Origin of the sequence: Actinoallomurus bryophytorum (assembly GCF_006716425.1) — a bacterium.
GTDB classification, from domain to species: domain Bacteria; phylum Actinomycetota; class Actinomycetes; order Streptosporangiales; family Streptosporangiaceae; genus Actinoallomurus; species Actinoallomurus bryophytorum.
Genome location: NZ_VFOZ01000001.1, coordinates 7815743 through 7841225 on the forward strand (window position 1 = coordinate 7815743; position 25483 = coordinate 7841225).

The window sequence follows — 25483 nt, forward strand, 5'->3', positions numbered from 1 at the left end:
CTTAGGTAAGGCTTACCTTAGTGTCGAGCCGGTTGATCGATCCGGCCGCGTCCGGCCCAGAGCCTCAGGAGCTGCACGAACGATGTGGATCAGTGAGGCCTGGGACGGCGGTCCCTGTGTCGTCGCCCCCGCGACCCTGCCCGACCTGTTCGCCGAGCAGGTCCGCCGCGCGCCGGACGCGATCGCGGTGGTCCACGAGGACCTCACGCTGACCTACCGGGAGCTGGACGCTCGGGCCAACCGCCTCGCGCACGCGCTGGCGGCGCGCGGCGCCGGGCCGGAGCGCGTCGTGGCGCTGGCGGTCCCGCGCTCGGCCGACCTCATCGTCGCGGAGCTCGCCGTGCTCAAGGCGGGCGCCGCGTACCTGCCCCTCGACCTGGACCATCCGGCCGAACGCATCGCCTACATGCTGGACGACGCGCGCCCGGCCTGTGCGGTGACCACCGAGGCCGGCGCCGGGGCGTTCACGACGCTGCCGGTCGTGGCGCTGGACGCTCCGGAGGTCGTCGCGGAGCTGCGGCGCCTGCCCGGCACCGCGCCCGCCGTGACGCCGCACGTGCTGGGCACCGCGTACGTCATCTACACGTCCGGCTCGACCGGGCGGCCCAAGGGCGTCCAGCTCTCCCACGCCGGAGTGGCCAAACTCGTCTCCACCCAGCGCGAGCGCTTCGGCGCGGGCGACGGCATCCGGGTGCTCCAGTTCGCCTCACCGAGCTTCGACGTCGCGTTCTGGGACCTGTGCCTGGCGCTGCTGTCCGGCGGACGGCTCGTGGTCGTCCCGTCCGAGCGCAGGGTGCCGGGCCCGGAGCTGACCGAGTACGCCTGGGCGAACGCCGTCAACTTCATGATCCTGCCGCCCGCGCTGCTGGCGGCACTGCCGCCCGGCCTCGACCTGCCGCCCGGCATCCTGCTGGCCGGCACCGAGCGCGTCTCGCCCGAGCTGGTCGCCCGCTGGGGTGCGGGGCGCCGGATGTTCAACGCCTACGGGCCGACCGAGGCGACGGTGAACTCGACACTGGGGGAGTGCGACCCGGCCGCGCCCGGCGGCTCCGTGCCGATCGGCCGTCCCGACCCGGGCACCCGCGCGTACGTCCTGGACGACGCGCTGCGCCCCGTCCCGCAGGGGACCCCGGGTGAGCTGTACCTGAGCGGTCCCGGACTGGCCCGCGGCTACCTCGGCCGCCCCGGGCTGACGGCGGAGCGCTTCGTCGCCGATCCGTTCGGCGACGACGGCGAGCGGATGTACCGGACCGGCGACCTGGTCCGGTGGCTCGACGACGGCCGGCTCGACTTCCTGGGCCGGGTCGACGAGCAGGTCAAGGTGCGCGGCCACCGGATCGAACCCGGGGAGATCGAGTCCGTGCTGGCCCGTCACCCCGCCGTCGGGCAGGCGGCCGTGATCGTACGCGAGGACCGTACGGGGGACCGGCGGCTCACCGCGTACGTGGTGCCCGCCGCAACACCCGCGCACCGCGACGAGGAGGACGAGCAGGCCACCGTCGCCGAATGGAAGGACCTGCACGAACTCCTCTACCGGGCGGGGAGCGCCGAGCGGCCCGAGGAGAACTTCACCGGCTGGAACAGCAGCTACGACGGCACGCCCATCCCGCTGCCCGAGATGCGCGAGTGGCGGGACGCGACGGTCGCGCGGATCGCCGGGCTCGGCCCCCGCCACCTCCTGGAGATCGGGGTGGGCAGCGGCCTGCTCCTGTCCCGGCTCGCCCCCGCGTGTGAGTCCTACTGGGGCCTCGACCTGTCCGAGGAGGCCGTCGCCGCGCTCCGGGCCTCCCTCCAGGACCGGCCCGGTCTGGCCGCCAAGGTCGAGCTGCGCGCCCAGCCCGCCCACGACCTCGGCGGGCTGCCCGAGGGACGCTTCGACACGATCGTCATCAACTCCGTCGCCCAGTACTTCCCGAGCGCCGGATACCTCCTCGACGTGCTGCGCCGCTGCACGGCCCTGCTCGCCCCGGGCGGCCGGATCTTCGTCGGCGACGTCCGCAACCTGCGGCTGCTGCGGCACTTCCGCGAGGCGACCGGGAGCACCCCCGCAGGCGACGTCCTCGCCTGGGAGAACGAACTCCTCCTCGACCCCGACTTCTTCGCCTCGCTCCCGTCGCTGATCCCCGCGCTCGCCTCGGCCGATGTCCGCGTGAAGCGCGCACGCCACCACAACGAGCTGAGCCGCTACCGCTACGACGTCATCCTGCACACCACCCCGGCCGGCACACGTACGCCGGCGGTGCTGCGCTGGGGCGCCGACGTCCCCGACCTCGACGCGCTGCGCGTACGGCTGGCCGGACGGCAGGGCCCGCTGCGGCTCACCGGCGTCCCCAACGGCCGCCTCGGCGCGGGCGTGGATCCCGAGGCCTTCCAGGAGCTGGCCGAGCGGGTGTTCGTCACCTGGACCGGCGACTCCGGCCGCGGGGACCTCGACGTCCTGTTCACCACCGACGAGCACGCCGACGGCCTGTACGTCCCCGGTGCACCGCCCCGTGACGGCCTGGCGAACACCCCGGCCGCGTTCCGGGACGAGACGTCACTGGTCAAGGCCCTGCGCGTGCACGCGCAGCGGTGGCTGCCGGACTACATGGTGCCCGCCGCGTTCGTGGTGCTGCCCCGGTTGCCGGTGCTGACCAGCGGCAAGCTCGACCGGGCCGCGCTGCCGGCCCCCGATCTGGCCGCGAGCGCCGGGGGACGGCCCGCGCGCGACGAGCGGGAGGCGACGCTCTGCGGGCTGTTCGCCGAGGTGCTCGGGGTGCCGGGCGTCGGGATCGACGATGACTTCTTCGCGCTCGGCGGCGACAGCATCGTGTCCATCCAGCTGGTGCTGCGAGCACGTGCGTCGGGCCTGGTGTGCACGCCCCGGCAGGTGTTCCAGCGGCGCACGGTCGCCGAGCTCGCGACCGTCGTCACCGCACTCGACCCGGAGGTGGCGGCTGACCCCGGCGACGGAGCGGGGGAGGTCCCGTTCACGCCGATCCTGCGCTGGCTGGACGAGTGCGGTGGTGACATCCGCGGGTTCAGCCAGTCCCTGCTCGTGACCACGCCGGCCGGGCTGACCGGAGCCGGCCTGGAGGCGATCCTGCAGGCCGTCGCGGACAAGCACGACCTGCTGCGCGCCGTTCTCGTGCGCGGCACCGCCGACCGGCCGGGACACCTGCGGGTCCGGCCGCGCGGCGAGGTCCGCGCGGCCGGGTGGATCCGGCGCCTGTCCGGTTCGTGGGAGGACGGCCTGGCCGAGGCGGTGGCACGGCTCGCGCCGGAGGACGGGCTGATGGTCCAGGCGGTCTGGTTCGACGCGGGCACGGAGCGGCCGGGCCGGCTCCTGCTCGTCATCCACCACGCGGTCATCGACGGTGTCTCCTGGCGCATCCTGCCCGGCGACCTGGAGTCCGCGTGGGCGGATCTGTCCGCCGGACGGCCACCCGCGCTCGAACCCGCGGGGACCTCGTTCCGCCGCTGGAGCACGGCCCTCGCCGAGACCGACCGGACCGGCGAGCTGGGGCTGTGGACCGGCATGCTCACCGGCCCCGACCCCGCTCTCACCCACCGCCCGCTGGACCCCGTCGAGGACGTGCGGTCCGTGCGGCACCACACCGTACGGCTCTCCACGGAACGGACGGCGCCGCTGCTCACCACGGTCCCGGCCGCGTTCCACGCCGAGGTCAACGACGTGCTGCTCACCGCGCTCGCCCTCGCGGTCGGCGACTGGCGGAGGAGACGGGGACTCGGGGACCTGACCGAGGTCCTGATCGCCCTCGAGGGGCACGGCCGCGAGGAGCAGGTGGTGGCGAACGCCGACCTGTCCCGCACGCTCGGCTGGTTCACCAGCATCTTCCCCGTCCGCCTCGCCCCCGGCACGACCGCTCTCACCGGAGGGCCGGAGACGGGCGCGGCGCTCAAACGGGTGAAGGAACAGCTGCGGGCCCTGCCCGACCACGGCCTCGGCTACGGCCTGCTCCGCCACCTCGACACCGAGACCGGGCCGGTGCTGGCGAAGCTCGCCGTCCCCCAGATCAGCTTCAATTACCTCGGCCGCTTCGCCGTCGCCGACGCCCCGGACGCCCCCTGGCGGCCCGTCGCCGGGGCGGGGGTCCTGGCCGGCGGTTTCGACGCGGCGATGCCGGTCGCGCCGTACACGCTCGAGGTCAACGCCTACACGCAGGACACCGCGGAGGGCCCCGAGCTGGCCGTCACCTGGGCCTGGCCCGGGACGCTCCTGGACGAGACGGCCGTCGCCGACCTCGCCGCCACCTGGTTCAGAGCGCTGGACGGGCTCGCCGACTCCGGCGCCGGCGGCCACACCCCGTCCGACCTGACCCTGGCCCTGGGCCAGGACGAGATCGAGGAGTTCGAAGCCGAGTGGCGATGACACCTCCTTCCGGTCTGCAGGACGTACTGCCGCTGACCCCCATGCAGGAGGGCCTGCTGTTCCACGCCCTCCGGGATCGATCCGGTCCGGATGTCTACACCGGCCAGCTGACCGTCGACTTCACCGGCCCGCTCGACCCGGCCGCCCTGCGCGCCGCGGCCCGTGCGCTGATCGAGCGCCACCCGCAGCTCAGAGCGGCCTTCCGCCAGCGCAAGAACGGCCAGGCCGCGGCTCTGGTGCCCCGCCACGTCGAGCCGCCCTGGCGCGAGCTGGACCTGACCGGCGCGGACGAGGGAGACCTGGACCGGCTCCTGGACGCCGAGCTCGCCGAGCGGTTCGACCCGGCGGTCCCACCGCTGATGCGCCTGCTGCTCGTGCGGCTCGCGCCCGGCCGGCACCGGCTCGTGCTCACGCACCACCACCTGCTTCTCGACGGCTGGTCGCTGCCGCTGCTCGTGGCCGAGCTGCACGCCCTGTACGAGCGCCGCCCGCTCGAACCCGCCCCGGACATCCGCGACTACCTGGCCTGGCTCGGTTCGCGCGACCGGCAGGCCGCGGAGACGGCCTGGCGAACGGCGCTGGCCGGACTGGAGGGCCCGACCCTGGTCGCCCCGGGCGCGGCGGCCCCGTCCGCACTGCCCGGACGGGTCACCCTCGACCTGCCGGTGGAGTCGACGTCCGGACTCGTCGCGTTCGCGCGCAGCCGGGGCCTGACCCTCAACACGGTCGTCCAGGGCGCCTGGGGGCTGTCGCTGTCGGCGCTGACCGGCCGGACGGACGTGGTGTTCGGCGCGACCGTCGCGGGACGCCCGCCGGAGCTTCCGGGCGCCGAGCGCCTGGTCGGCCTGTTCATCAACACGGTCCCGGTGCGCGTACGCGCCTCGCCCTGGGACCGGGTGTCCGACCTGCTCGCCCGGCTGCAGGACGAGCAGTCACTGCTGATGGAGCACCAGCACCTCGGCCTGGCCGACGTGCAGCGGCTCGCCGGCGCCGGCGAGTTGTTCGACACCCTCACGGTCTTTGAGAACTATCCGGCCGGCGACGGCTTCGAGGTCCGCGACGCCGACCACTACCCGCTGTCGCTCACCGTGCGTCCCGGCGAGCGCCTGCACCTGACCCTGGAGTACCGGACCGACCTGTTCGACGCGGCGGAGGCCGGAGAGCTGCTCGGACGGCTGCGGAACGTCCTGGCCGCCATCGTCCGCGACCCCGACCAGGCGGCCGGACGCGTCGGCGGCCGCCCGCACCGGCCGGTGACCGCCGCGCCGCCTCCGCCCCTGCTGACGGTGCCCGCGCTGCTGGCGGCCCAGGCGGGCCGCACACCCGAGGCGACCGCGCTGGTCGGCGGCGGCCGCACCTGGTCCTATGCCGGGCTCTGGCGCTGGACCGACCGGCTCGCCTGGACGCTCATCGGCCGTGGTGTCCGGCCCGGCGACACCGTCGCCCTGGACCTGCCGCGCGCCCTCATGGTCCCCGCGCTGCTGGGTGTGCTGAAGACCGGCGCGGCCTACCTTCCCCTCGACCCCGACCAGCCCGCCGACCGGACCGCGTTCCTGCTGGAGGACGCCGCGCCCGCCCTCGTCCTGCGTGCGGCGGATCTGGACGGTCTGGCGGACGGCCCACCCGTGGACCGCTCGACACCTTCGGGCGCCGCATACGTGATCTACACCTCCGGTTCGACGGGCCGCCCCAAGGGCGTGGTCGTGCCGCACCAGGGACTGGCGAACCTGTTCCTCTCCCACCGGACGCGGTTGATGGAACCGGCGGGCCGTGCGCTGCGGGTGGCGCACGTGGCCTCGTTCGTGTTCGACGGTTCGTGGGAGCCGTTGCTGTGGATGTTCGACGGGCACGCTTTGCATGTCCTGGAGGACTACAGGGACGGCGCGGCGGTGGTCGAGGCCGCCCGCGATCTCGACGTGCTGGATGTGACCCCGACCTACTTGCGGGAGCTCGTCTCGGCGGGGTTGCTGGACGCGGGTCTGAAGGTGCTGCTGGTCGGCGGCGAGGCCGTCGATCCGGGCTTGTGGCGGCGCGTGTGCGCGGTCCCCGGCCTGACCTGTCATGACCTGTACGGTCCGACCGAGGCGTCGGTGGACTCCTACGGTTGGCACGGCGCTGGTCGTGAACCGTACGAGCTGGACAACACCCGCACGTACGTACTCGACGCCGCCTTGCGCCCCGTCCCGCCCGGTGTGGTCGGTGAGCTGTACGTCACCGGAGCGGGCCTGGCACACGGGTATCTCGACCGTCCGGGGCTGACCGCCGAGCGGTTCGTGGCCGACCCGTTCGGCGGCGGCCGGATGTACCGCACCGGCGACCTCGCCCGCAGGAACGCCGCGGGAGCCCTGGAGCTCGCGGGCCGCGCGGACGGTCAGGTGAAGGTCCGTGGCTACCGGATCGAGCTGGGCGAGATCGAGGCGGTGCTGGCCGAGGCCGTCCAGGCGGCGGTCGTCGTACGGGAGGACGCCCCGGGAATACGGCGGCTCGTCGCGTACGTGGTCGGTGACGCCACCGGGCTGCGCGAGCGCGTGGCCGCCCGGCTGCCCGCCTACATGGTCCCGGCGGCGTACGTCGAGCTGGACGCGCTGCCGCGCACGGTCAGCGGCAAGCTCGACCACACCGCCCTGCCCGCCCCCGGGGCGCACGTGCCGTCGGCCCGCCCGCGCACGCCGCGCGAGGAGACGCTCTGCGCGCTGTTCGCCGAGCTGCTCGGCCTGCACGAGGCCGGCGTCGACGACGACTTCTTCGCCCTCGGCGGCCACTCGCTGCTGGCCATGCGGCTCACCGGGCGGATCCGCGCCGAACTCGGCGCGGACCTGCCCATCCGCGCCGTCTTCGAGGCGCCGACACCGGCCGGAATCGCGCGGCGGCTCGGCGACGGCCCCGCGTACCGTCCCGCCCTCGTCGCGGGGGAGCGGCCGGAACGCCTTCCGCTGTCCTTCGCCCAGCAGCGGCTGTGGTTCCTCTACCGGCTGGAGGGCCCGAGCGCCACGTACAACATCCCGATCGCCTGGCGTCTCCCCGGCGACCTGGACCTGCCCGCCATGCGCGCCGCGCTGGCGGACGTCGTGGGCCTGCACGAGCCGTTGCGGACGATCTTCGCCGAGCACGAGGGCACGCCCTACCAGGAGATCCTCCCGCCGGGAGCGGTCGACCTGCCCCTTCACGACGTCGGCGCCGCCGGCCTGCCGGGACGGCTCGCCGCGGCCGCCGCGCACCCTTTCGCGCTGGACGCCGAACCGCCCCTGCGGGCCCAGGTGTTCCGCCTCGGTCCCGGCGAGCACGTCCTGCTTCTCCTGCTGCACCACGTCGCCGGCGACGAGTGGTCCGACGTGCCGCTGCGCCGCGACCTCGACCACGCCTACGAGGCTCGCCGGGCCGGCCACGCCCCACGCTGGGAGCCCCTGTCCGTCCAGTACGCCGACTACGCGCTCTGGCAGCGGCGCCTGCTCGGCGACCGCGACGACCCGGCCAGCCTGGCCGCCCGGCAGCTCGCCCACTGGACGCGTGCCCTGGCCGGCCTCCCGGCCGAGCTCGCGCTGCCCGCCGACCGGCCACGCCCGGAGGAGCCGGGCTTCCGCGGCGGCACCGTCGGCTTCGAACTGCCGGCGGGGACGCTGCGCGACCTGGCACAGACCACCGGGACGAGCCCGTTCATGGTCGCGCAGGCGGCCGTGGCGGTCCTGCTCACCCGCCTCGGCGCGGGCACCGACCTGCCGCTCGGCGCCCCGGTCGCGGGCCGCGCCGACCCCGGGCTGGACGACCTCGTCGGCTTCTTCGTCAACACGCTCGTGCTGCGCACCGACACCTCCGGCGACCCGACCTTCCGCGACCTGCTGGCCCGCGTACGCGACACCGACCTGGCCGCCTTCGACCACCAGGACGTGCCCTTCGAGCAGGTCGTCGAGGCGGTGAACCCGGTACGGCGGCCAGGGCTGCACCCCCTGTTCCAGGTGATGGTCTCCTACCTCGCCGAGCCCGGATCGCCCGGTGAGCCCGTCGGCCAGGACGTCGCGATGTTCGACCTGTCCTTCGACTTCTTCGAGCACGGCGACGTCGTCCGCGGCGTGATCGAGTACAGCGCGGACCGGTACGACCGCGCCACCGCCGAGCTGCTCGCGGCCCGGCTGCCGCGCGTCGTCACGACGGTCGCCGCGGCGCCCGACCTGCCCATCGGCCGCGTCGACATCCTCCTCGACGGCGAACGGCGGCGGCTCCTGCACGCGGGCGCCCACCGGCCCGGACCCCGCCCGACCGTTCCCGCGCTCTTCGCGGCCCAGGCCGGGCGTACGCCCGGGGCGACGGCGCTGGTGACGGGCCGTCGCACCTGGACCTTCGCGGAGCTCGGCGCGTGGAGTGACGGGCTGGCCCGGCTGCTGGTCGGCCGCGGTGTCGGCCCTGGCCGGACGGTCGCCCTGGACCTTCCGCGCGCGTGGATGGTCCCGGCGCTGCTGGGCGTGCTGAAGACCGGGGCGGCCTACCTGCCGCTGGATCCGGACCAGCCCGCGGACCGGACCGCGTTCCTGCTGGAGGACGCCGCGCCGGCCCTCGTCCTGCGCGAGGGCGATCTGGAGGAGGTGACGGACGGCTCGCCCATCGACCGTTCGCTACCCGACGGTGCGGCGTACGTGATCTACACGTCCGGCTCGACGGGCCGCCCCAAGGGTGTCGTCGTTCCCCACGGCGGTCTGGCGAACCTCTTCCTCTCCCACCGAACGCGGTTGATGGAGCCGGCGGGCCGTGCGCTGCGGGTGGCGCATGTGGCCTCGTTCGTGTTCGACGGTTCGTGGGAGCCGTTGCTGTGGATGTTCGACGGGCACGCGTTGCACGTTCTGGAGGATTATCGGGACGGCGCGGCGGTGGTCGAGGCCGCTCGTGGTCTCGAGGTGCTGGATGTGACCCCGACCTACCTGCGGGAGCTCGTCTCTGCGGGGTTGCTGGACGCGGGTCTGAAGGTGCTGCTGGTCGGCGGAGAGGCCGTCGATCCGGGTCTGTGGCAGCGCGTGTGCGCCGTGCCGGGGCTGATCTGTCATGACCTGTACGGGCCGACCGAGGCGTCGGTGGACTCCTACGGCTGGCGCGGTGCAGGTCGTGAGCCGTACGAGCTGGACAACACCCGCACGTACGTCCTCGACGCGGCCCTGCGTCCTGTTCCGGCGGGAGTCCTCGGTGAGCTGTACGTCGCCGGGCCCGGCCTCGCGCACGGATATCTCGACCGTCCGGGGCTGACCGCCGAGCGGTTCGTGGCCGACCCGTTCGGCGATGGGCGGATGTACCGGACCGGTGACCTGGCGCGCTGGAACGCCGCGGGTGTGCTGGAGTTCGCCGGTCGCGCGGACGGTCAGGTGAAGCTCCGTGGCTACCGGATCGAGCTGGGCGAGATCGAGGCGGTGCTGGCCGAGGTCGTCCAGGCGGCGGTCGTCGTACGGGAGGACGTCCCGGGGATACGGCGGCTCGTCGCGTACGTGGTCGGTGAAACCGCCGGACTGAGGGAACACGCGGCCGCCCGGCTGCCCGCCTACATGGTCCCGGCGGCGTACGTCGAGCTGGACGCGCTGCCGCGGACGGTCGGCGGCAAGCTCGACCACGCCGCCCTGCCCGCCCCGGCGCACACCGGGGGCGCGGCACCGCGCACGCCACGTGAGGAACTGCTCCGCGACCTGTTCGCCGACCTGCTCGGCCTCGCCGACGTCGGCGTGGACGAGGACTTCTTCGCCCTCGGCGGCCACTCGCTGCTGGTGATGCGGCTCGTCAGCCGGATCCGTGCCACGCTCGGCGCGGAGCTCTCCCTGCGCACCGTCTTCGACGCCCCGACCGTCACAGGGATCGCCGCGAGCCTGGACACCGGACGTGCCGCGCGGCCCGCCCTCACGGCCCAGGAACGCCCGGACCCCGTACCGGCGTCCTACGCCCAGCGGCGGCTCTGGTTCCTCTACCGGCTCAACGGCCCGAGCCCGACCTACAACATCCCGCTGGCCTGGCGCCTACGGGGGCCGCTCGACCGGGACGCGTTCCGGCGCGCCGTCGCCGACGTCGCGGGCCGCCACGAGGCGTTGCGCACGACCCTGCCGGACGCCGGCGGCGTCCCGGTCCAGCGGCTCCTTCCGGCCGGCGCGGTGCCCGTCCGGTTCACCGCCACCGACCCGGGCGGCGTCGCACGCCTCGTCGAGGAGGCCGCGGGACACGGGTTCCGGCTGGACACCGAACCGCCCGTCCGCGTCGAGGTGTTCTCGGTCGCCCCGGACGAGCACGTCTTGCTGGTCCTCCTCCACCACGTCGCCGGCGACGAGGGCTCCGACGGCCCGCTCCGCCGCGACCTGGACGCCGCCTACACGGCCAGGCTCGCCGGGAACGCACCGGAGTGGCCGGACCTGCCCGTCCAGTACGCCGACCACACCCTGTGGCAGCGGCGCCTGCTCGGCGACCGCGACGATCCGGGCAGCCTGGCCGCCCGGCAGCTCGCGCACTGGACGGCCGCCCTGGCCGGCCTGCCGGACGAGCTCACCCTGCCCGCCGACCGGCCGCGGCCGGAGGAGTCCGCGCATCGCGGCGGTGTCGTGGAGTTCACGGTCGGCGCGGCACTTCACCGGCGGCTCGCGGACCTGGCCCGCGCTACCGGCACCAGCATGTTCATGGTCGCGCAGACGGCCGTCGCGACCCTGCTGACCCGGCACGGAGCGGGCACCGACCTGCCGCTCGGCACTCCGGTGGCCGGACGCGAGGACCCCGCGACCGAGGACCTCGTCGGCTTCTTCGTCAACACGCTCGTGCTGCGCACCGACACCTCCGGCGACCCGACCTTCCGCGACCTGCTGGCCCGCGTACGCGACGCCGACCTGGCCGCCTTCGACCACCAGGACGTGCCCTTCGAACAGGTCGTCGAGGCGGTGAACCCCCCGCGCTCGCTGGGCCGGCACCCACTGTTCCAGGTCATGGTCTCCTACCTGAGGGACGGCGGCGGGGCCTGGAGCCTGGGCGGCCTGCCCGCCGCACCCGAACCCGCCGCGCACACCGCCGCGATGTTCGACCTGTCCTTCGACTTCGTCGAGACCCCAGGCGGCGGCGCCGAGGCCACCCTGGAGTTCGACGCCGGCCTGTTCGACCGCGCCACGGCCGAGACCCTCGCCGACCGGCTCGTACGCGTCCTCGACACGGTCGCCGTCGATCCGGAGACGCCGATCGGCCGCATCGCGATCCTGACCCCCGCCGAACACCACGACCTGCTGCGGACCGGCGCCGGCGCGGACCGCGCGCGTACGTACGAGACCGTTCCGGGCCTGTTCAGGGCCCAGGCGGCACGGACCCCCGAGGCACTCGCCCTGGTCACCGGCGAGCGGACCTGGACCTACCGCGAGCTGGACGTGTGGACCGACCGGCTGGCCTGGACGCTGTACGGCCGCGGGGCCGGGCCCGGTACGCTCGTCGCGCTGGACCTGCCGCGCGCCACGATGGTGCCCGCCCTGCTCGGCGTGCTGAAGGCGGGCGCCGCCTACCTCCCGATCGACCCGGACCAGCCCGCCGAGCGGACGCGGCTCATGCTGGAGGACGCCGCCCCGGCGCTCGTCCTGTGCGCCGCCGACCTCGACGTCCTCGCCGAAGGGCCGCCGGTCGACCGTTCGTCGCCCGCCGGCACGGCGTACGTCATCTACACGTCCGGCTCGACGGGCCGCCCGAAAGGCGTGACCGTCCCGCATCGGGGCCTGGCCAACCTCTTCCTCTCCCACCGGCGGCGGCTGATGGAACCCGCCGGGCGCGGTCTGCGGGTGGCCCACGCGGCCTCGTTCGTGTTCGACGGCTCGTGGGAGCCGCTGCTATGGCTGCTCGACGGCCATACCCTGCACGTCATCGACGACTACCGGGACGACTCCGTCGTCCTGGGCGAGCTCGTCCGGCACCGGATCGACGTCCTGGACGTGACCCCGACCTACCTGCGTCAGCTCGTCGGCCGGGGACTGCTCGAGACGGCGGCGCTGCGGGTCCTGCTCGTCGGCGGGGAGGCGGTCGACGCGGAGCTGTGGCGGCGTGTCTGCGCGGCTCCCGGCCTGGCCTGTCACGACCTGTACGGGCCGACCGAGGCGTCGGTGGACTCCTACGGCTGGCACGGTCCGTCCCGCGATCCGTACCGGCTCGACAACCTGTGCGTCTACGTCCTGGACGCCGGCCTGCGGCCGGTCCCGGCGGGGGTCCTCGGCGAGCTGTACGTCGCCGGCGCCGGCCTGGCCGACGGCTACCTGCGCCGCCCCGGCCTGACCGCCGGGCGGTTCGTCGCCGACCCGTACGGCCCGCCGGGGGAGCGGATGTACCGGACCGGCGACCTGGCCCGCTGGACACGCACCGGCGTGCTGGAGCTCGCCGGCCGCGCCGACGACCAGGTGAAGATCCGTGGTTTCCGCATCGAACCCGGCGAGATCGAGGCCGCGCTGGCGCCGCACGTCGCCCAGGCCGCGGTCGTCGTACGCGAGGACACCCCGGGCGTGCCGCGGATCGTCGCCTACGTCGTTCAGGACGGCACCGAAGACCTGCGCGAACGCCTCGCCGGGACGCTGCCCGAACCCATGCTGCCCGCCGCGTTCGTACGCGTCGGCGCGCTGCCCAGAACAGTCAACGGCAAGCTCGACCAGGCCGCGCTGCCCGCGCCGGACTTCGCCGCGCTGACCGGCGGCACCGCCCCGCGTACCGCCCGCGAGGAACTCGTGTGCGCGCTGTTCGCCGAGGTCCTCGGCCTGCCGGAGACCGGTGCCGACGACGACTTCTTCCGGCTCGGCGGCGACAGCATCGTCTCGATCCAGCTTGTCGGCCGGCTACGGGCCGCCGGCCTCGCGGTCTCGCCACGCGAGGTGTTCCGGCACCGTACGCCCGCACGGATCGCCGCGGCGGCCGGGGCCCGTCACGCACGCGCCGCCGAGGCGCCCGAAGAGGCGTGGGGGCGGGCCCCGCTCACCCCGGTCATGCGCTGGCTGCACGACATCGACGGCCCGACCTCCGGCTACAGCCAGTCGATGCTCGTCCACGCGCCCGGCGATCTCGACCTGCCCGGCCTGACCGCCGTGGTCCAGGCCCTCCTCGACCGGCACGCCATGCTGCGCGCCCGCGTGACCGCGGACGGCCTGGACATCCCGCCGCCCGGCGCCGTGCCGGCCGCCGTCACCCGGGTGGACGTGGCGGGGCGGCCCGGCGCGGACGTGGCACGGCGGGCACGCGAAGGACTCGCACCCGAGGAGGGCGTGATGCTGCGGGCGGTCTGGCTCGACGCGGGCGACCGGCCGGGCCACGTCCTGCTCGTCGCCCACCACTTCGCCGTCGACGGCGTGTCCTGGCGGATCCTCCTGCCCGACCTGGCGGCCGCGTGGGCGGACCTGACCGCCGGTCGCCCGATCGCGCTGCCTTCCCCCGGCACGTCGTTCCGCCGCTGGTCCCACGGGCTCACCGAGGCCGCCGCGCGGCCGGAGCGGACGGCCGAGCTGGACCACTGGACCGCGGTCCTGGACCGGGACGCCCCGGTCCTGGGCGACCGCCCGCTCGACCCGGCGCGCGACACCGAGGCGACCGCGCGTGACCTGACCCGCACACTTCCGGTGACCGCGACCGAACCGCTGCTCACCACGGTGCCGGCCGCCTACCACGCCGGTGTCGAGGACGTCCTGCTCGCCGCGCTCGCCCTGGCCCTGCACCGGGACCGGCCCGCTTCCTGGCTCGCCACCCTGGAAGGGCACGGGCGCGCGGAACAGCTCGTGCCCGGCGCCGACCTGTCACGTACGGTCGGCTGGTTCACCAGTGAGTACCCGGTCGCGCTCGGCCTCGCGCCGGGCACCACGCCCGGCGACGCCCTCAAACAGATCAAGGAGAGGCTTCGCGCCGCGCCCGACCAGGGACTCGGCTACGGCCTCCTGCGTCACCTCAACCCCGGCACCGCGAAGATCCTCGCGGACCTGCCCGCCCCCGCCATCGGCTTCAACTATCTGGGCCGCTTCGCGGCGGGCGACGACGAGGCACCCGCGCCCTGGCATCCGGCCGCCGACTCCTGGGGCGGCGGCGCCGACGACGCCATGCCGCTGACGAACGTGCTCGAGCTGGGCGCGGTCACCGAGGACCACCCTGACGGGCCGCGCCTGTCGGCCACCTGGACGTGGGCCTCCGGAGTGCTGCCCGAACGCCGGGTCCGTGCCCTGGCCGACGCGTGGTTCACCGCGCTCACCGACCTGGCCGCCGCCGTGGACTCCGGCGGCCGTACCCCCTCCGACCTGGCGCTGGTCAGCCTGAGCCAGACCGACATCGACGACCTCGAAGCCGAGTTCGCCGACCTCGACTTCGAAGAGGAGATCCAGTGACCGAACGGAGCGAGGGAACCAAACAGCCGGGACTTCAGGACGTCGTCCCGCTGTCGCCGCTTCAGGAGGGCTTGCTCTTCCACGCGCTGTACGACACCGACGGCCCCGACATCTACACCGTCCAGACCGGCCTGGACCTGGAGGGCGACCTCGATCCGGCGCTGCTGCGCCGGTCGGCACAGGCGCTGCTGGACCGGCACGCGAACCTGCGGGCCGCCTTCCGCCGTACCCGGACGGGCGCCACCGTGGCCGCGATCCCGCGCCGGGCCGTCCTGCCCTGGGCCGAGCACGACCTGTCCGGCCTGCCCGAAACCGAGACGGCCCAGATCGAGACGGCCCGGATCGAGGCGGCCGACCGCGGGCTACGGTTCGCGACCGACCGGCCACCTCTGCTGCGGATGACACTGCTCCGGCTCGCCCCGGAGCGGCACCGCCTGCTCATCACCCACCACCATCTCCTGCTGGACGGCTGGTCCACGCCGCTGCTGGTCGGCGAGCTGTTCCGGCTGTACGCCCTGGATGGGCGGGCCGGCGCGCTGCCGCCCGTCACTCCCTACCGCGACTACCTCGAATGGCTGGCCCGCTGGGACCGGGACGCCGCCCGCGACGCCTGGGCGAAGGCGCTGTCCGGCCTGGAGGAGCCGACCCGCGTCGCCCCCGCCGAACCGCCGCGCGAGCCGGTCGTCCCCGCCTCGGTGACCGGCGGACCGCCCGGGGACACCACCGAGGCCCTCACCGCGCTCGCCCGCACCCACGGCGTGACCCTGAACACCCTCGTGCAGACCGCCTGGGCGATCCTGCTGGGCCACCTGACCGGCCGCGACGACGTGGTCTTCGGCGCGACGGTCTCGGGGCGCCCGCCCGAGCTGCCCGGCGTCGAGTCGATGATCGGCCTGTTCATCAACACCGTGCCGGTACGGATCAGGCTGGACCCCGCAGAACCCCTGTCCGGCCTGCTCGCGCGCGTGCAGGACGAGCAGTCGGCGCTGATGGAGCACCAGTACCTCGGGCTGGCCGAGGTGCAGCGCGCGGCCGGGATCGGCGAGCTGTTCGACACTCTCACCGTCTTCGAGAGCTACCCCTCCGACGAGGAGGACTCCGTCCCGGGCCTGCGGGTGTCCGAGGGCACGGACTCCGACGCGACCCACTACCCACTCGTCCTGGTCGCCGAGCCGGGCGAGCGGCTCGCGCTCGAACTGCGCTACCGCGACGACGTGTTCGACGAGGCCACGGCGCGGACGCTGCTCGGCCGGCTGACCCGGACGCTGACCGCGATGGCGCGCACGCCCGGCCTGCCCGCCGGCCGCCTCGACCCGCTCGACCCCGCCGAACGGCGGCGCATCCTCACCGAGTGGCGGGGCTCGGCCGACGGCATCGCCCGCGTCACCTTCCCCGGCAGGTTCGACGCCGTCGCCGCCCGGCGTCCCGAGGCGACCGCGGTGATCTGCGAGGACGTCGAACTCACCTACGCCGAGCTGGCGGCCCGGTCCGGCGCGCTGGCACGGCGGCTCACCGCGCGGGGCGCCGGCCCCGGCACGCTCGTCGCCGTGGCGCTGCCGCGCTCGGTGGACCTGATCGTCGCGCTCGTCGGCGTGCTGCGGTCCGGCGCCGCCTACCTGGCCCTCGATCTGGACTACCCGGCCGACCGGCTCGCCTACATGATCACCGATGCCGCTCCGGTCTGCGCGGTGACCGACGCCGAGCTGCCGGGCGGCCTGCCCGTCGTCCGCCTCGACGGCGACGGGCCGCAGGCCGAGCCGGTCGCGCCGCGCGTGCACGACGCGGCGTACGTCATCTACACCTCCGGTTCCACCGGACGGCCCAAGGGCGTCGTCGTCACGCACGAGGGCATCGGCAAGCTGATCGCCACCCAGGTGGAGCGGCTCGGTGTCGGGCCGGACAGCCGCGTGCTGCAGTTCGCCTCGCCGAGCTTCGACCTGGCGTTCTGGGAGCTGTGCCAGGCGCTGCTGTCCGGCGGCACGCTGGTCGTGACGCCCGCCGAACGGCGCGTGCCCGGCCCGGCGCTCACGGACTACCTGGCCGAACACCGCATCACCCAGCTCGCGCTACCGCCGTCGCTGCTGTCCGCGCTGCCCGACGGCTGCACGCTCCCGTACGGCGCGAGCATGCTCGTCGGCACCGAGGAGGTGCCCGGCCGGCTCGCCGAGCGCTTCGCGGGCGGACGGCGGATGTTCAACGCGTACGGGCCGACCGAGGCGAGCGTCAACGCCACGCTCTGGGAGTGTGCGCCCGCCGGAGGGCCGGTGCCGATCGGACGGCCCGACCCCGGCGTGCTCGCCTATGTCCTGGACGGGGGACTGCGACCGGTCCCGCCGGGGATCGTGGGCGAGCTCTACCTGGGCGGCGAGGGCCTGGCGCGCGGCTACCTGGGCCGTCCCGGCCTGACCGCGGAACGGTTCGTGGCCGACCCGTACGGGCCGCCGGGCACTCGCGTGTACCGGACGGGCGACCTCGTCCGCTGGACCGCCGAGGGCGTGCTGGAGTTCGCCGGGCGCGCCGACCACCAGGTGAAGGTGCGCGGCTTCCGTATCGAGCTGGGCGAGATCGAGACGGTCGTCGCCCGCCACCCGGAGGTCCGCCAGGCCGCTTTGGTCGTCCGTGAGGACACGCCCGGCCTGCGGCGGATCGTCGCCTACGCCGTGACGGACACCGGCGCCGATGACCTGCGCGCGTTCACCGCGCGTGAACTGCCCGCCCACATGGTGCCCGCCGCGTTCGTCCGGCTCGGCGCCCTGCCCGTCTCGGTCAACGGCAAGCTCGACCGTACGGCGCTGCCCGCCCCCGACTTCACCGCCGAGGCGGCGAACGGCCGGAGCCCGCGCACGCCGCGCGAACGCGTCCTGTGCACGGTGTTCGCCGAGGTGCTGGGCGTGCCCGAGGTCGGCATCGACGACGACTTCTTCGCCCTCGGCGGCGACAGCATCGTCTCGATCCAGCTCGTCGGCCGCGCCCGCGCCGCCGGGCTCGCGCTCACCCCCCGGCAGATCTTCCAGCACCGGACTCCGGCCGCCCTGGTCCCGGTCGCCGGGGTGGTGGCCGGGGAGGTCGTCCCCGCGGACCTGTCCCTGGTCGGGCTGAGCGCCGCCGAGGAACGCGAGGTGGCGGCCCTCGGCGTGGACGTCGAGGAGATCCTGCCGCTGTCCCCCCTGCAGACCGGTCTGTTCTTCCACGCCCTCCTGGACGACGACGTCTACACCGTCCAGACGGTCGCCCGGCTGACCGGCCCGGTCGACGCCGTACGGCTGCGCGCCGCCGCCCAGCGGCTGCTCGACCGCAACGGGAACCTGCGCGCGACCTTCCACCAGCTCGGCACCGGACGGGCCGTGTCGGTGGTCGCGCGCGGCGTCGCCCTGCCCTGGACCGAGGTCGACCTGCCCGGCCTGGAGGAGGAGTTCCTCGGGCAGGAGGCCCGCCGGTTCGACCCGGCGTCCGCTCCGTTGCTGCGGATGGCGCTGATCCGCGGTCCGGACTCCACCCATCTCGTGCTCACCTGCCACCACCTGCTCATGGACGGCTGGTCCCGAGACCCGCTGCTCGCCGAGCTCGCGGCGCTCTACGACGGCGCCGAGCCGCCGCGCACCCGCCCGTACCGCGACCACCTCGCCTGGTTGTCCGGCCGCGACTTGAAGGCGGCCGAGCACGCCTGGCGGCGGGCACTGGACGGCCTCGGCGAGCCGACGCTGCTCGCGCCGCCCGGCGCGGCCGGCGCGCACGGGACGGCCGAGCTCGAGCTACCCGAGATGATCAGTGGCTGGCTGGCGTCACTGGCTAGGGAGCGCGGGCTGACGCTCAACACGCTCGTGCAGGCCGCCTGGGGTCTCCTGCTGGGGCGGATGACCGGCCGCGACGACGTGGTGTTCGGCGCCACGGTGTCGGGCCGGCCGCCGGAGCTGGCGGGCGTCGAGTCGATGATCGGGCTGTTCATCAACACCGTGCCGGTCCGGGTACGGATGGACCCGGCCGAGCCGGTCGCGGCGCTGCTCGCACGGGTGCAGGACGAGCAGGCCGCACTGATGGAGCACCAGTACCTCGGGCTCGCCGACATCCAGCGGGCAGCAGGCCTCGGCGAGCTGTTCGACACGCTGCTGGTCTTCGAGAACTACCCCGACGACGGCGGCGCGGACGGCGGGCTGTCCATCGCGGACCTCGAAGGGCGCGACGCCACCCACTATCCGCTCACGCTCGTCGCCGAGCCGGGCGAGCGCCTCCAGCTCGCGCTCACCCACCGAGGGCACGTCCCGGACGCCCGTGACCTGCTCACCCGGCTCGGCCGGATCCTCACCGCGTTCGCCACCGACCCGGACGGCCCGGTGCACGGCATCGACCTGCTGACCGGCGCGGAACGGCAGCGGGTCCTGCGCGAGTGGAACGACACGGACCACGAGGTCCCGGCCACGACCGTCCCCGAGCTGTTCCGCGCCCAGGTGGCCCGTACGCCGGACGCGCTCGCGCTGGTCTTCGAGGACCTGGAGCTGACCTACCGCGAGCTGGACGCATGCGTCGCGCGCCTGGCGGGAGTGCTGGCCGCCCACGGCGCCGGACCGGAGAAGGTCGTCGCGCTGGCCCTGCCGCGCTCGGCGGACCTCGTCGTCGCGGTCCTGGCCGTGCACCGGGCGGGCGCGGCCTACCTGCCCCTCGACCTGGAGCACCCGGAACGGCGGATCGCGGCGATGATCGAGGACGCCGGCCCGGTCGTCGTCGTGACGCCGGAGTGGCTCGCCGCCTCCGGCGGATACACCGAGCCCGTGGCGGCGGGGCCGCGTGACCCGGCGTACGTCATCTACACCTCCGGCTCGACCGGCCGCCCCAAGGGCGTCGTCGTCCCGCACGAGGGGATCGTCAACCGGCTGCTGTGGATGCAGGACCGGTACGGCCTGACGGCCGGCGACCGGGTGCTGCAGAAGACCCCCGCCGGGTTCGACGTGTCGGTGTGGGAGTTCCTCTGGCCGCTGACCACCGGCGCGGCGCTCGTCGTCGCCCGGCCCGACGGGCACCGGGACCCGGCGTACCTGGCCCGCCTGATCACCGAGCGGCGGGTCACGACGGCGCACTTCGTGCCCTCGATGCTGACGGCCTTCCTCGCCGAGCCGTCCGCCGCGGGCTGCACCGGGCTGCGGCGGGTGCTGTGCAGCGGCGAGGCGCTGCCCGCCCGCGTCGCCGAGAGGTTCCGCGAGGTGCTCGGCGCCGAGTTGCACAACCTCTACGGCCCGACCGAGGCGTCCGTGGACGTCACGTCGTGGCAGGTCACCGAGCCGGGGCCGGTGCCGATCGGCGTGCCGGTGTGGAACACCCGGCTGCTGGTCCTGGACGCGCGGCTCCGCCCGGTCCCGCCGGGCGTCGCCGGTGAGCTGTACCTCGCCGGCGCCCAGCTCGCGCGCGGCTACCTGGGCCGTCCCGACCTGACCGCGGAACGCTTCGTGGCCGACCCGTACGGCGCGCCGGGGGAGCGGATGTACCGGACCGGTGACCTGGTGCGCTGGACCGGCCGCGGGGTCATGGAGTTCCTCGGACGCACCGACGGCCAGATCAAGATCCGGGGGCTGCGGGTCGAGCTCGGGGAGATCGAGACGGTCCTCGGCCGGTACGTACGCCAGGTGGCCGTCGTACTGCGCGACGGCGGCCCCGTAGGCGCGCACCTCGTCGCCCATGTGGTGACCGGCGGCGACCTCGACGAGCTGCGCGCGGCGGCCGCGCGGGAGCTGCCCGCGCACATGGTGCCGTCCGCGTTCGTCCGGCTCGACGCGCTGCCGCTCACGGTGAACGGGAAGCTGGACCGGGCCGCACTCCCGGCGCCGGACTTCGCGGCCGCCGCCGGGAGCAGGCCGCCCCGTACCCCGCGCGAGGAGCTGTTCTGCGAATTGTTCGCCGAGGTGCTCGCGCTGCCCGAGGTCGGGGCGGACGACGACTTCTTCACGCTCGGCGGTGACAGCATCGTCTCGATCCGGCTCGTCGGCCGCGCCCGCGCCGCCGGGCTGACGATCACGCCACGGCAGGTCTTCCAGGGCCGTACGCCCGCGGCCCTCGCCGTCTCCGCCGCGGCCGTGGCCGAGACGGCGACCGCCGCACTGCCCGGACTCACCGACGCGGAGACGCGCGAGCTGGCGGACCTGGACGTCGAGGAGGTACTTCCGCTCTCCCCGCTGCAGGCGGGACTGCTGTTCCACGCCGCCTTCGACGCGGACGGACCCGACCTCTACACCGTCCAGATGGTGTTCGACCTGTACGGGCCGGTCGACGCGGCACGGCTGCGAGGCGCCGGGCAGGCGCTGCTGCGGCGGCACCCGAACCTGCGTGCCGCGTTCCGGCACCTGGGCTCGGGACGCCCGGTCGCGGTGGTCGCCTCTCGTGTCGTCCTCCCCTGGGCGGAGGCGGACCTGTCCGGACTCGGCGCGGAGGCGTTCGGCGAGGCGTGGGACCGGTGCCTGGCCGAGGAGGGCCGCCGGTTCGACCCGGCCGCCGCGCCGCTGCTGCGCATGCTGCTCGTGCGGACGGGCCCGGACACGTACCGGCTCGTGCTCACCCACCAGCACCTCCTGCTGGACGGCTGGTCGCGCGGGCCGCTGATCGGCGAGCTGTCCGCCCTCTACGACGGCGGGCCGCTGCCGCCCGCGGCGCCCTATCGCGACTTCCTCGCCTGGCTGGCCGCGCAGGACGCGAAGGAGTCCGAGGCTGCCTGGGCACAGGCCCTCGCGGGCGTCGACGAGGCGACTCGCCTCGTCCCGGCCGACCCCTCGCGCGCGCCGCTGGTCCCGGACGTCGTCGAACACGAGCTTCCCCCGGCGCTGACCGCGCGGCTCACCGCGCTCGCGCGGACGTCCGGGGTCACGGTCAACACGCTCGTGCAGGCCGCGTGGGGGATCGTCCTCGGCCGGCTCACCGGGCGCGGCGACGTGGTCTTCGGCGCGACGGTCTCGGGCCGTCCCGCCGCGCTGCCGGGTGTCGAGTCGATGATCGGCCTGTTCATCAACACGGTGCCGGTACGGATACGGCTCGACCCGGCCGAGCCGCTGTCCGGGCTGCTCACGCGGGTCCTGGACGAGCAGTCCGCGCTGCTGGACCACCAGCATCTCGGGCTCGCCGACATCCAGCGGGCCGCCGGCGTCGGCGAGCTGTTCGACACCCTGCTGATCTTCGAGAACTATCCGGTGGACGAGGACGGTCCGGCGGAGCCGGGTGTGCTCCGGCCGGTCGAGGCGGGCGGCCGTGACGCCACCCACTACCCGCTGACCTGGGCGGTCGATCCGGGCGAGCGGCTGCGGCTCACCCTGGAACACCGGCCCGACCTGGTCGACGGCCGGGCCGCGGGGCGGCTCGTCGCCGCCATGACCCGCGTCCTCACCGCGATGGCCGCCGATCCGGCACTGCCGGTGGGCCGGATCGACCTGCTCGGACCGGACGAGCTTCATGCGATCCTCGCGTCGTGGAACGGCGGGCCCGCCGATCTGCCGGAGGTGACCGTCGCGGAGCTGTTCGAGGCACAGGCCACGAGCACGCCGGACGCGACGGCCGTCGTCTGCGGCGACGTCCGCTGGACGTTCGCCGAACTCAACGCGCGCGCCAACCGGCTGGCCCGCTCACTGGTGGCCCGCGGAGCCGGGCCCGAGCGCGTCGTCGCCCTCAGCCTGCCCCGCTCCGCCGAGATGATCATGGCGATCCTCGCCGTGCTCAAGACCGGCGCGGCGTACCTGCCCCTCGACCCCGCCTACCCGCCCGCGCGCCTCGCCGCCATGATCGAGGACGCCGCACCGGTGCTGGTCCTGGCCGAGACCCGTGCCTCTTCGGGAGACGAGCGGAACCTGACCGACGCCGACCGGATCGCCCCGGCGCTGCCCGGCCACCCGGCGTACGTGATCTACACGTCCGGCTCGACCGGGACGCCGAAGGGCGTCGTCGTCACCCACCGCAACCTCGTCCATCTCTTCCACAGCCACCGGACCGACCTGTACGAGCCGGCGCGGGCCGCGACCGGGCGGCGGCACCTGGCCGTGGGCCACGCCTGGTCGTTCTCCTTCGACGCGTCGTGGCAGCCGCAGGCGTGGCTACTCGACGGGCACGCCGTGCACGTGGTGACCGAAGAGGTCCAGCGCGATCCCGAGTCGCTGGTCGCGCTGATCCACGACGAGGGCCTGGACTTCCTCGAGCTCACGCCGTCGCACTTCGCGCAGCTGGCCGCCGCGGGGCTCATGGACGGCGGACGCTGCCCGCTCGCCGTCGTCGGCGTGGGCGGCGAGGCGGTCCCGCCCTCCTTCTGGACCGAGCTGGCGGCACTGCCGGGCACCGAGGCGTACAACCTGTACGGGCCGACGGAGGCCACCGTGGACGCCCTGATCGCCAGAGTCGGCGACAGCGACCGGCCGCTGGTCGGCCGGCCCGTGCACGGCGGGCGCGCCTATGTCCTGGACGGCGCGCTCCGGCACGTCCCACCCGGGGTGCCGGGCGAGCTGTACCTTGCCGGATCCGGCCTGGCCCGCGGCTATCTGGGCCGTCCGGGGCCGACCGCCGAAAGGTTCGCCGCCGACCCGTACGGGCCGCCCGGCTCGCGGATGTACCGGACGGGCGACCTGGCCCGCTGGACCGAGGACGGGCGGCTGGACTACCTAGGGCGGGCGGACTCGCAGGTCAAGATCCGTGGCTTCCGCGTCGAGCCCGGTGAGGTCGAGTCCGTGCTGGCCCGGCATCCGCAGGTCACGCAGGCCGCGGTGGCCGTACGGGAGGACCGTCCGGGCGTGCGGCTGCTGGCCGCCTATGCCGTGGGCGCGGCCGACCTCACCGAGCTGCGGGCGTACGCGGCTCGCTCGTTGCCCGGCCACATGGTGCCCTCGGCGTTCGTCGCCCTGGACCGCCTGCCGGTCCTGGCCAACGGGAAGCTGGACCGTACGGCCCTGCCCGTCCCGGACCCGTCCGCGTCGCCCGCCGGCCGCGCGCCGCGCGACGACCGGGAGCGGGCGCTGTGCGCGCTCGTGGCGGAGGTGCTCGGCGTGCACGAGCCGAGCATCGACGACGACTTCTTCGCGCTCGGCGGCGACAGCATCATCGCCATGCGGCTGGTGAGCCGGGCCCGCGCCGCCGGGCTGCGGGTCACGCCGCGCCAGGTGTTCCAGCACCGGACCGTCGCCGCCCTCGCCCCGGTCGCCACCGCTTCGGACCCGGCCGCGGACGCGACCGACGACGGCCCCGGCACCGTACCCCTGACGCCGGTCATGCACTGGCTGCGCGAGATCGGCGGCCCGCTCGGCGGCTTCAACCAGTCGGCCGTCGTACAGGTCCCGGCATCGCTCGGCTGGGACCGGCTGCTCATCGCACTGCAGGCCCTCGTGGACCGGCACGCCATGCTGCGGTCGCGGCTGCTGCGCACCGGCGACTGGTCGCTCGAGGTCCTGGCCACCTCGCGCGCCGCCGACTGGACGACCCGCGTGGACGTACGCGGGCTGGACGCCGGCGGACTGTGGGACGCGGTGGCCTCGCAGGCACGGACCGCCCAGGCCGCGCTGGACCCCGACGCCGGCGCCATGGTCCGGGCCGTCTGGTTCGACGCCGGCGACGCGGAGCCGGGACGGCTGCTGCTGATGGTCCACCACCTCGTCGTCGACGGTGTCTCGTGGCGGATCCTGCTGCCCGACCTGGCCGCGGCCTGGGCCGATGCCGGTGGTCCCGTCGCGTTGCCGAGGCCGGGCACGTCGTTCCGGCGCTGGGCCACCGCCCTCACCGCCCGTGCGGCCTCGCGTTCGGCGGAGCTTCCCCTGTGGCGTGACCTGCTGGCCAAGGGCGAGCCGCTGCCGCTCGACCGCCCGCTCGACCCCGTACGTGACGTCGCCGCCACGCTCGACGAGGTCACGGTCGGCCTGCCGCCCGCACTCACCGAGCCGCTGCTCACCCGGGTGCCCGTGGCGCTCGGCGCGTCCGTGAACGACGTGCTGCTCGGCGGCCTGGGACTGGCCGTCGCCGACTGGCGGCGACGCCGGGGACGCCCGGCCGGTTCCGTACTCGTGGCGCTGGAAGGGCACGGCCGCGAGGAACAGGTGGCCGGAGACGTGGACCTGTCGGCGACGGTCGGCTGGTTCACCAACGTCTTCCCGGTCTGCCTCGACGTGACCGGGCTCGACCTGGACGAGGCGTTCCGCGGCGGCCCGGCGGCGGCCTCGGCCGTCCGCCGCGTACGTGCCCATCTGGAGACCCTGCCCGACAACGGCATGGGCTACGGCCTGCTGCGCCGCCTGAACCCGGACACCGCCCCGGAACTCGCGGCACTGCCCGAGCCGCAGATCGAGTTCAACTACATGGGCCGCTTCGACTTCCCCGAGGCGGCCGACTGGGAGTTCGCGCCCGAGGCCGAGGCCGCCGACAACGGCGCCGACGACGCGATGCCGGAGACCTATGCCCTGGTCGTCAACGCCCAGACCGAGGACCGGCCTGCCGGCCCCGAACTCAGCGCCAGCTGGGCGTGGCCGCGCGCCGTCCTCACCACCCCCGCCGTCCAGGACCTGGCCGAGACGTGGTTCCGCGCCCTGCGGGCCCTGGTCCTGCACACCACAGAGGAGAACACCGCATGACCACCAACCCGTTCGAGAACGAGGACGGCGTCTACCGCGTCCTGGTCAACGCCGAGAACCAGCACAGCCTCTGGCCCGACTTCGCCGACATCCCGGACGGCTGGACCAGCGTGTTCGGCCCTTCGGGCCGGACGGAGTGCCTGGAGTACGTCAACACGCACTGGACCGACATGCGCCCGCAGAGCCTCATCGACGCGATGAACGCCGACTAG

The 25483-nt window shown here is 74.7% G+C and carries 4 protein-coding genes; all 4 read left to right on the top strand.

Features of this window, described 5'->3' with window-relative positions; all coding sequences use genetic code 11:
- The first annotated feature begins 82 nt into the window (after positions 1–82).
- Genes FB559_RS36150 through FB559_RS36165 form a run of 4 tightly spaced genes read left to right on the top strand, consistent with a single transcriptional unit; the run spans position 83 to position 25483 of the window.
- Positions 83–4372 (top strand): non-ribosomal peptide synthetase, encoded by a 4290-nt coding sequence (locus FB559_RS36150; protein WP_141961397.1) that lies wholly within the window; start codon positions 83–85, stop codon positions 4370–4372.
- The gene (locus FB559_RS36155) at positions 4369–14700 is read left to right on the top strand and encodes a non-ribosomal peptide synthetase (RefSeq protein WP_141962149.1); all 10332 of its coding nucleotides are present in this window, start codon (positions 4369–4371) and stop codon (positions 14698–14700) included. Before FB559_RS36150 ends, FB559_RS36155 begins: the two co-directional genes overlap by 4 nt.
- A complete protein-coding gene (locus FB559_RS36160; RefSeq protein ID WP_141961398.1) occupies positions 14697–25271 on the top strand; it encodes a non-ribosomal peptide synthetase in 10575 nt (3524 codons plus the stop codon). The genes FB559_RS36155 and FB559_RS36160 overlap by 4 nt, the downstream gene beginning before the upstream one ends.
- Entirely contained in the window at positions 25268–25483 is a 216-nt protein-coding gene (locus FB559_RS36165; protein ID WP_141961399.1) for an MbtH family protein, read from the top strand. The genes FB559_RS36160 and FB559_RS36165 overlap by 4 nt, the downstream gene beginning before the upstream one ends.

Bases quoted from the DNA above. Each gene is read 5' to 3' on its own strand.
- FB559_RS36150 (WP_141961397.1), top strand. From the start codon at position 83: ATGTGGATCAGTGAGGCCTGGGACGGCGGTCCCTGTGTCGTCGCCCCC.
- FB559_RS36165 (WP_141961399.1), top strand. From the start codon at position 25,268: ATGACCACCAACCCGTTCGAGAACGAGGACGGCGTCTACCGCGTCCTG.
- FB559_RS36155 (WP_141962149.1), top strand. From the start codon at position 4,369: ATGACACCTCCTTCCGGTCTGCAGGACGTACTGCCGCTGACCCCCATG.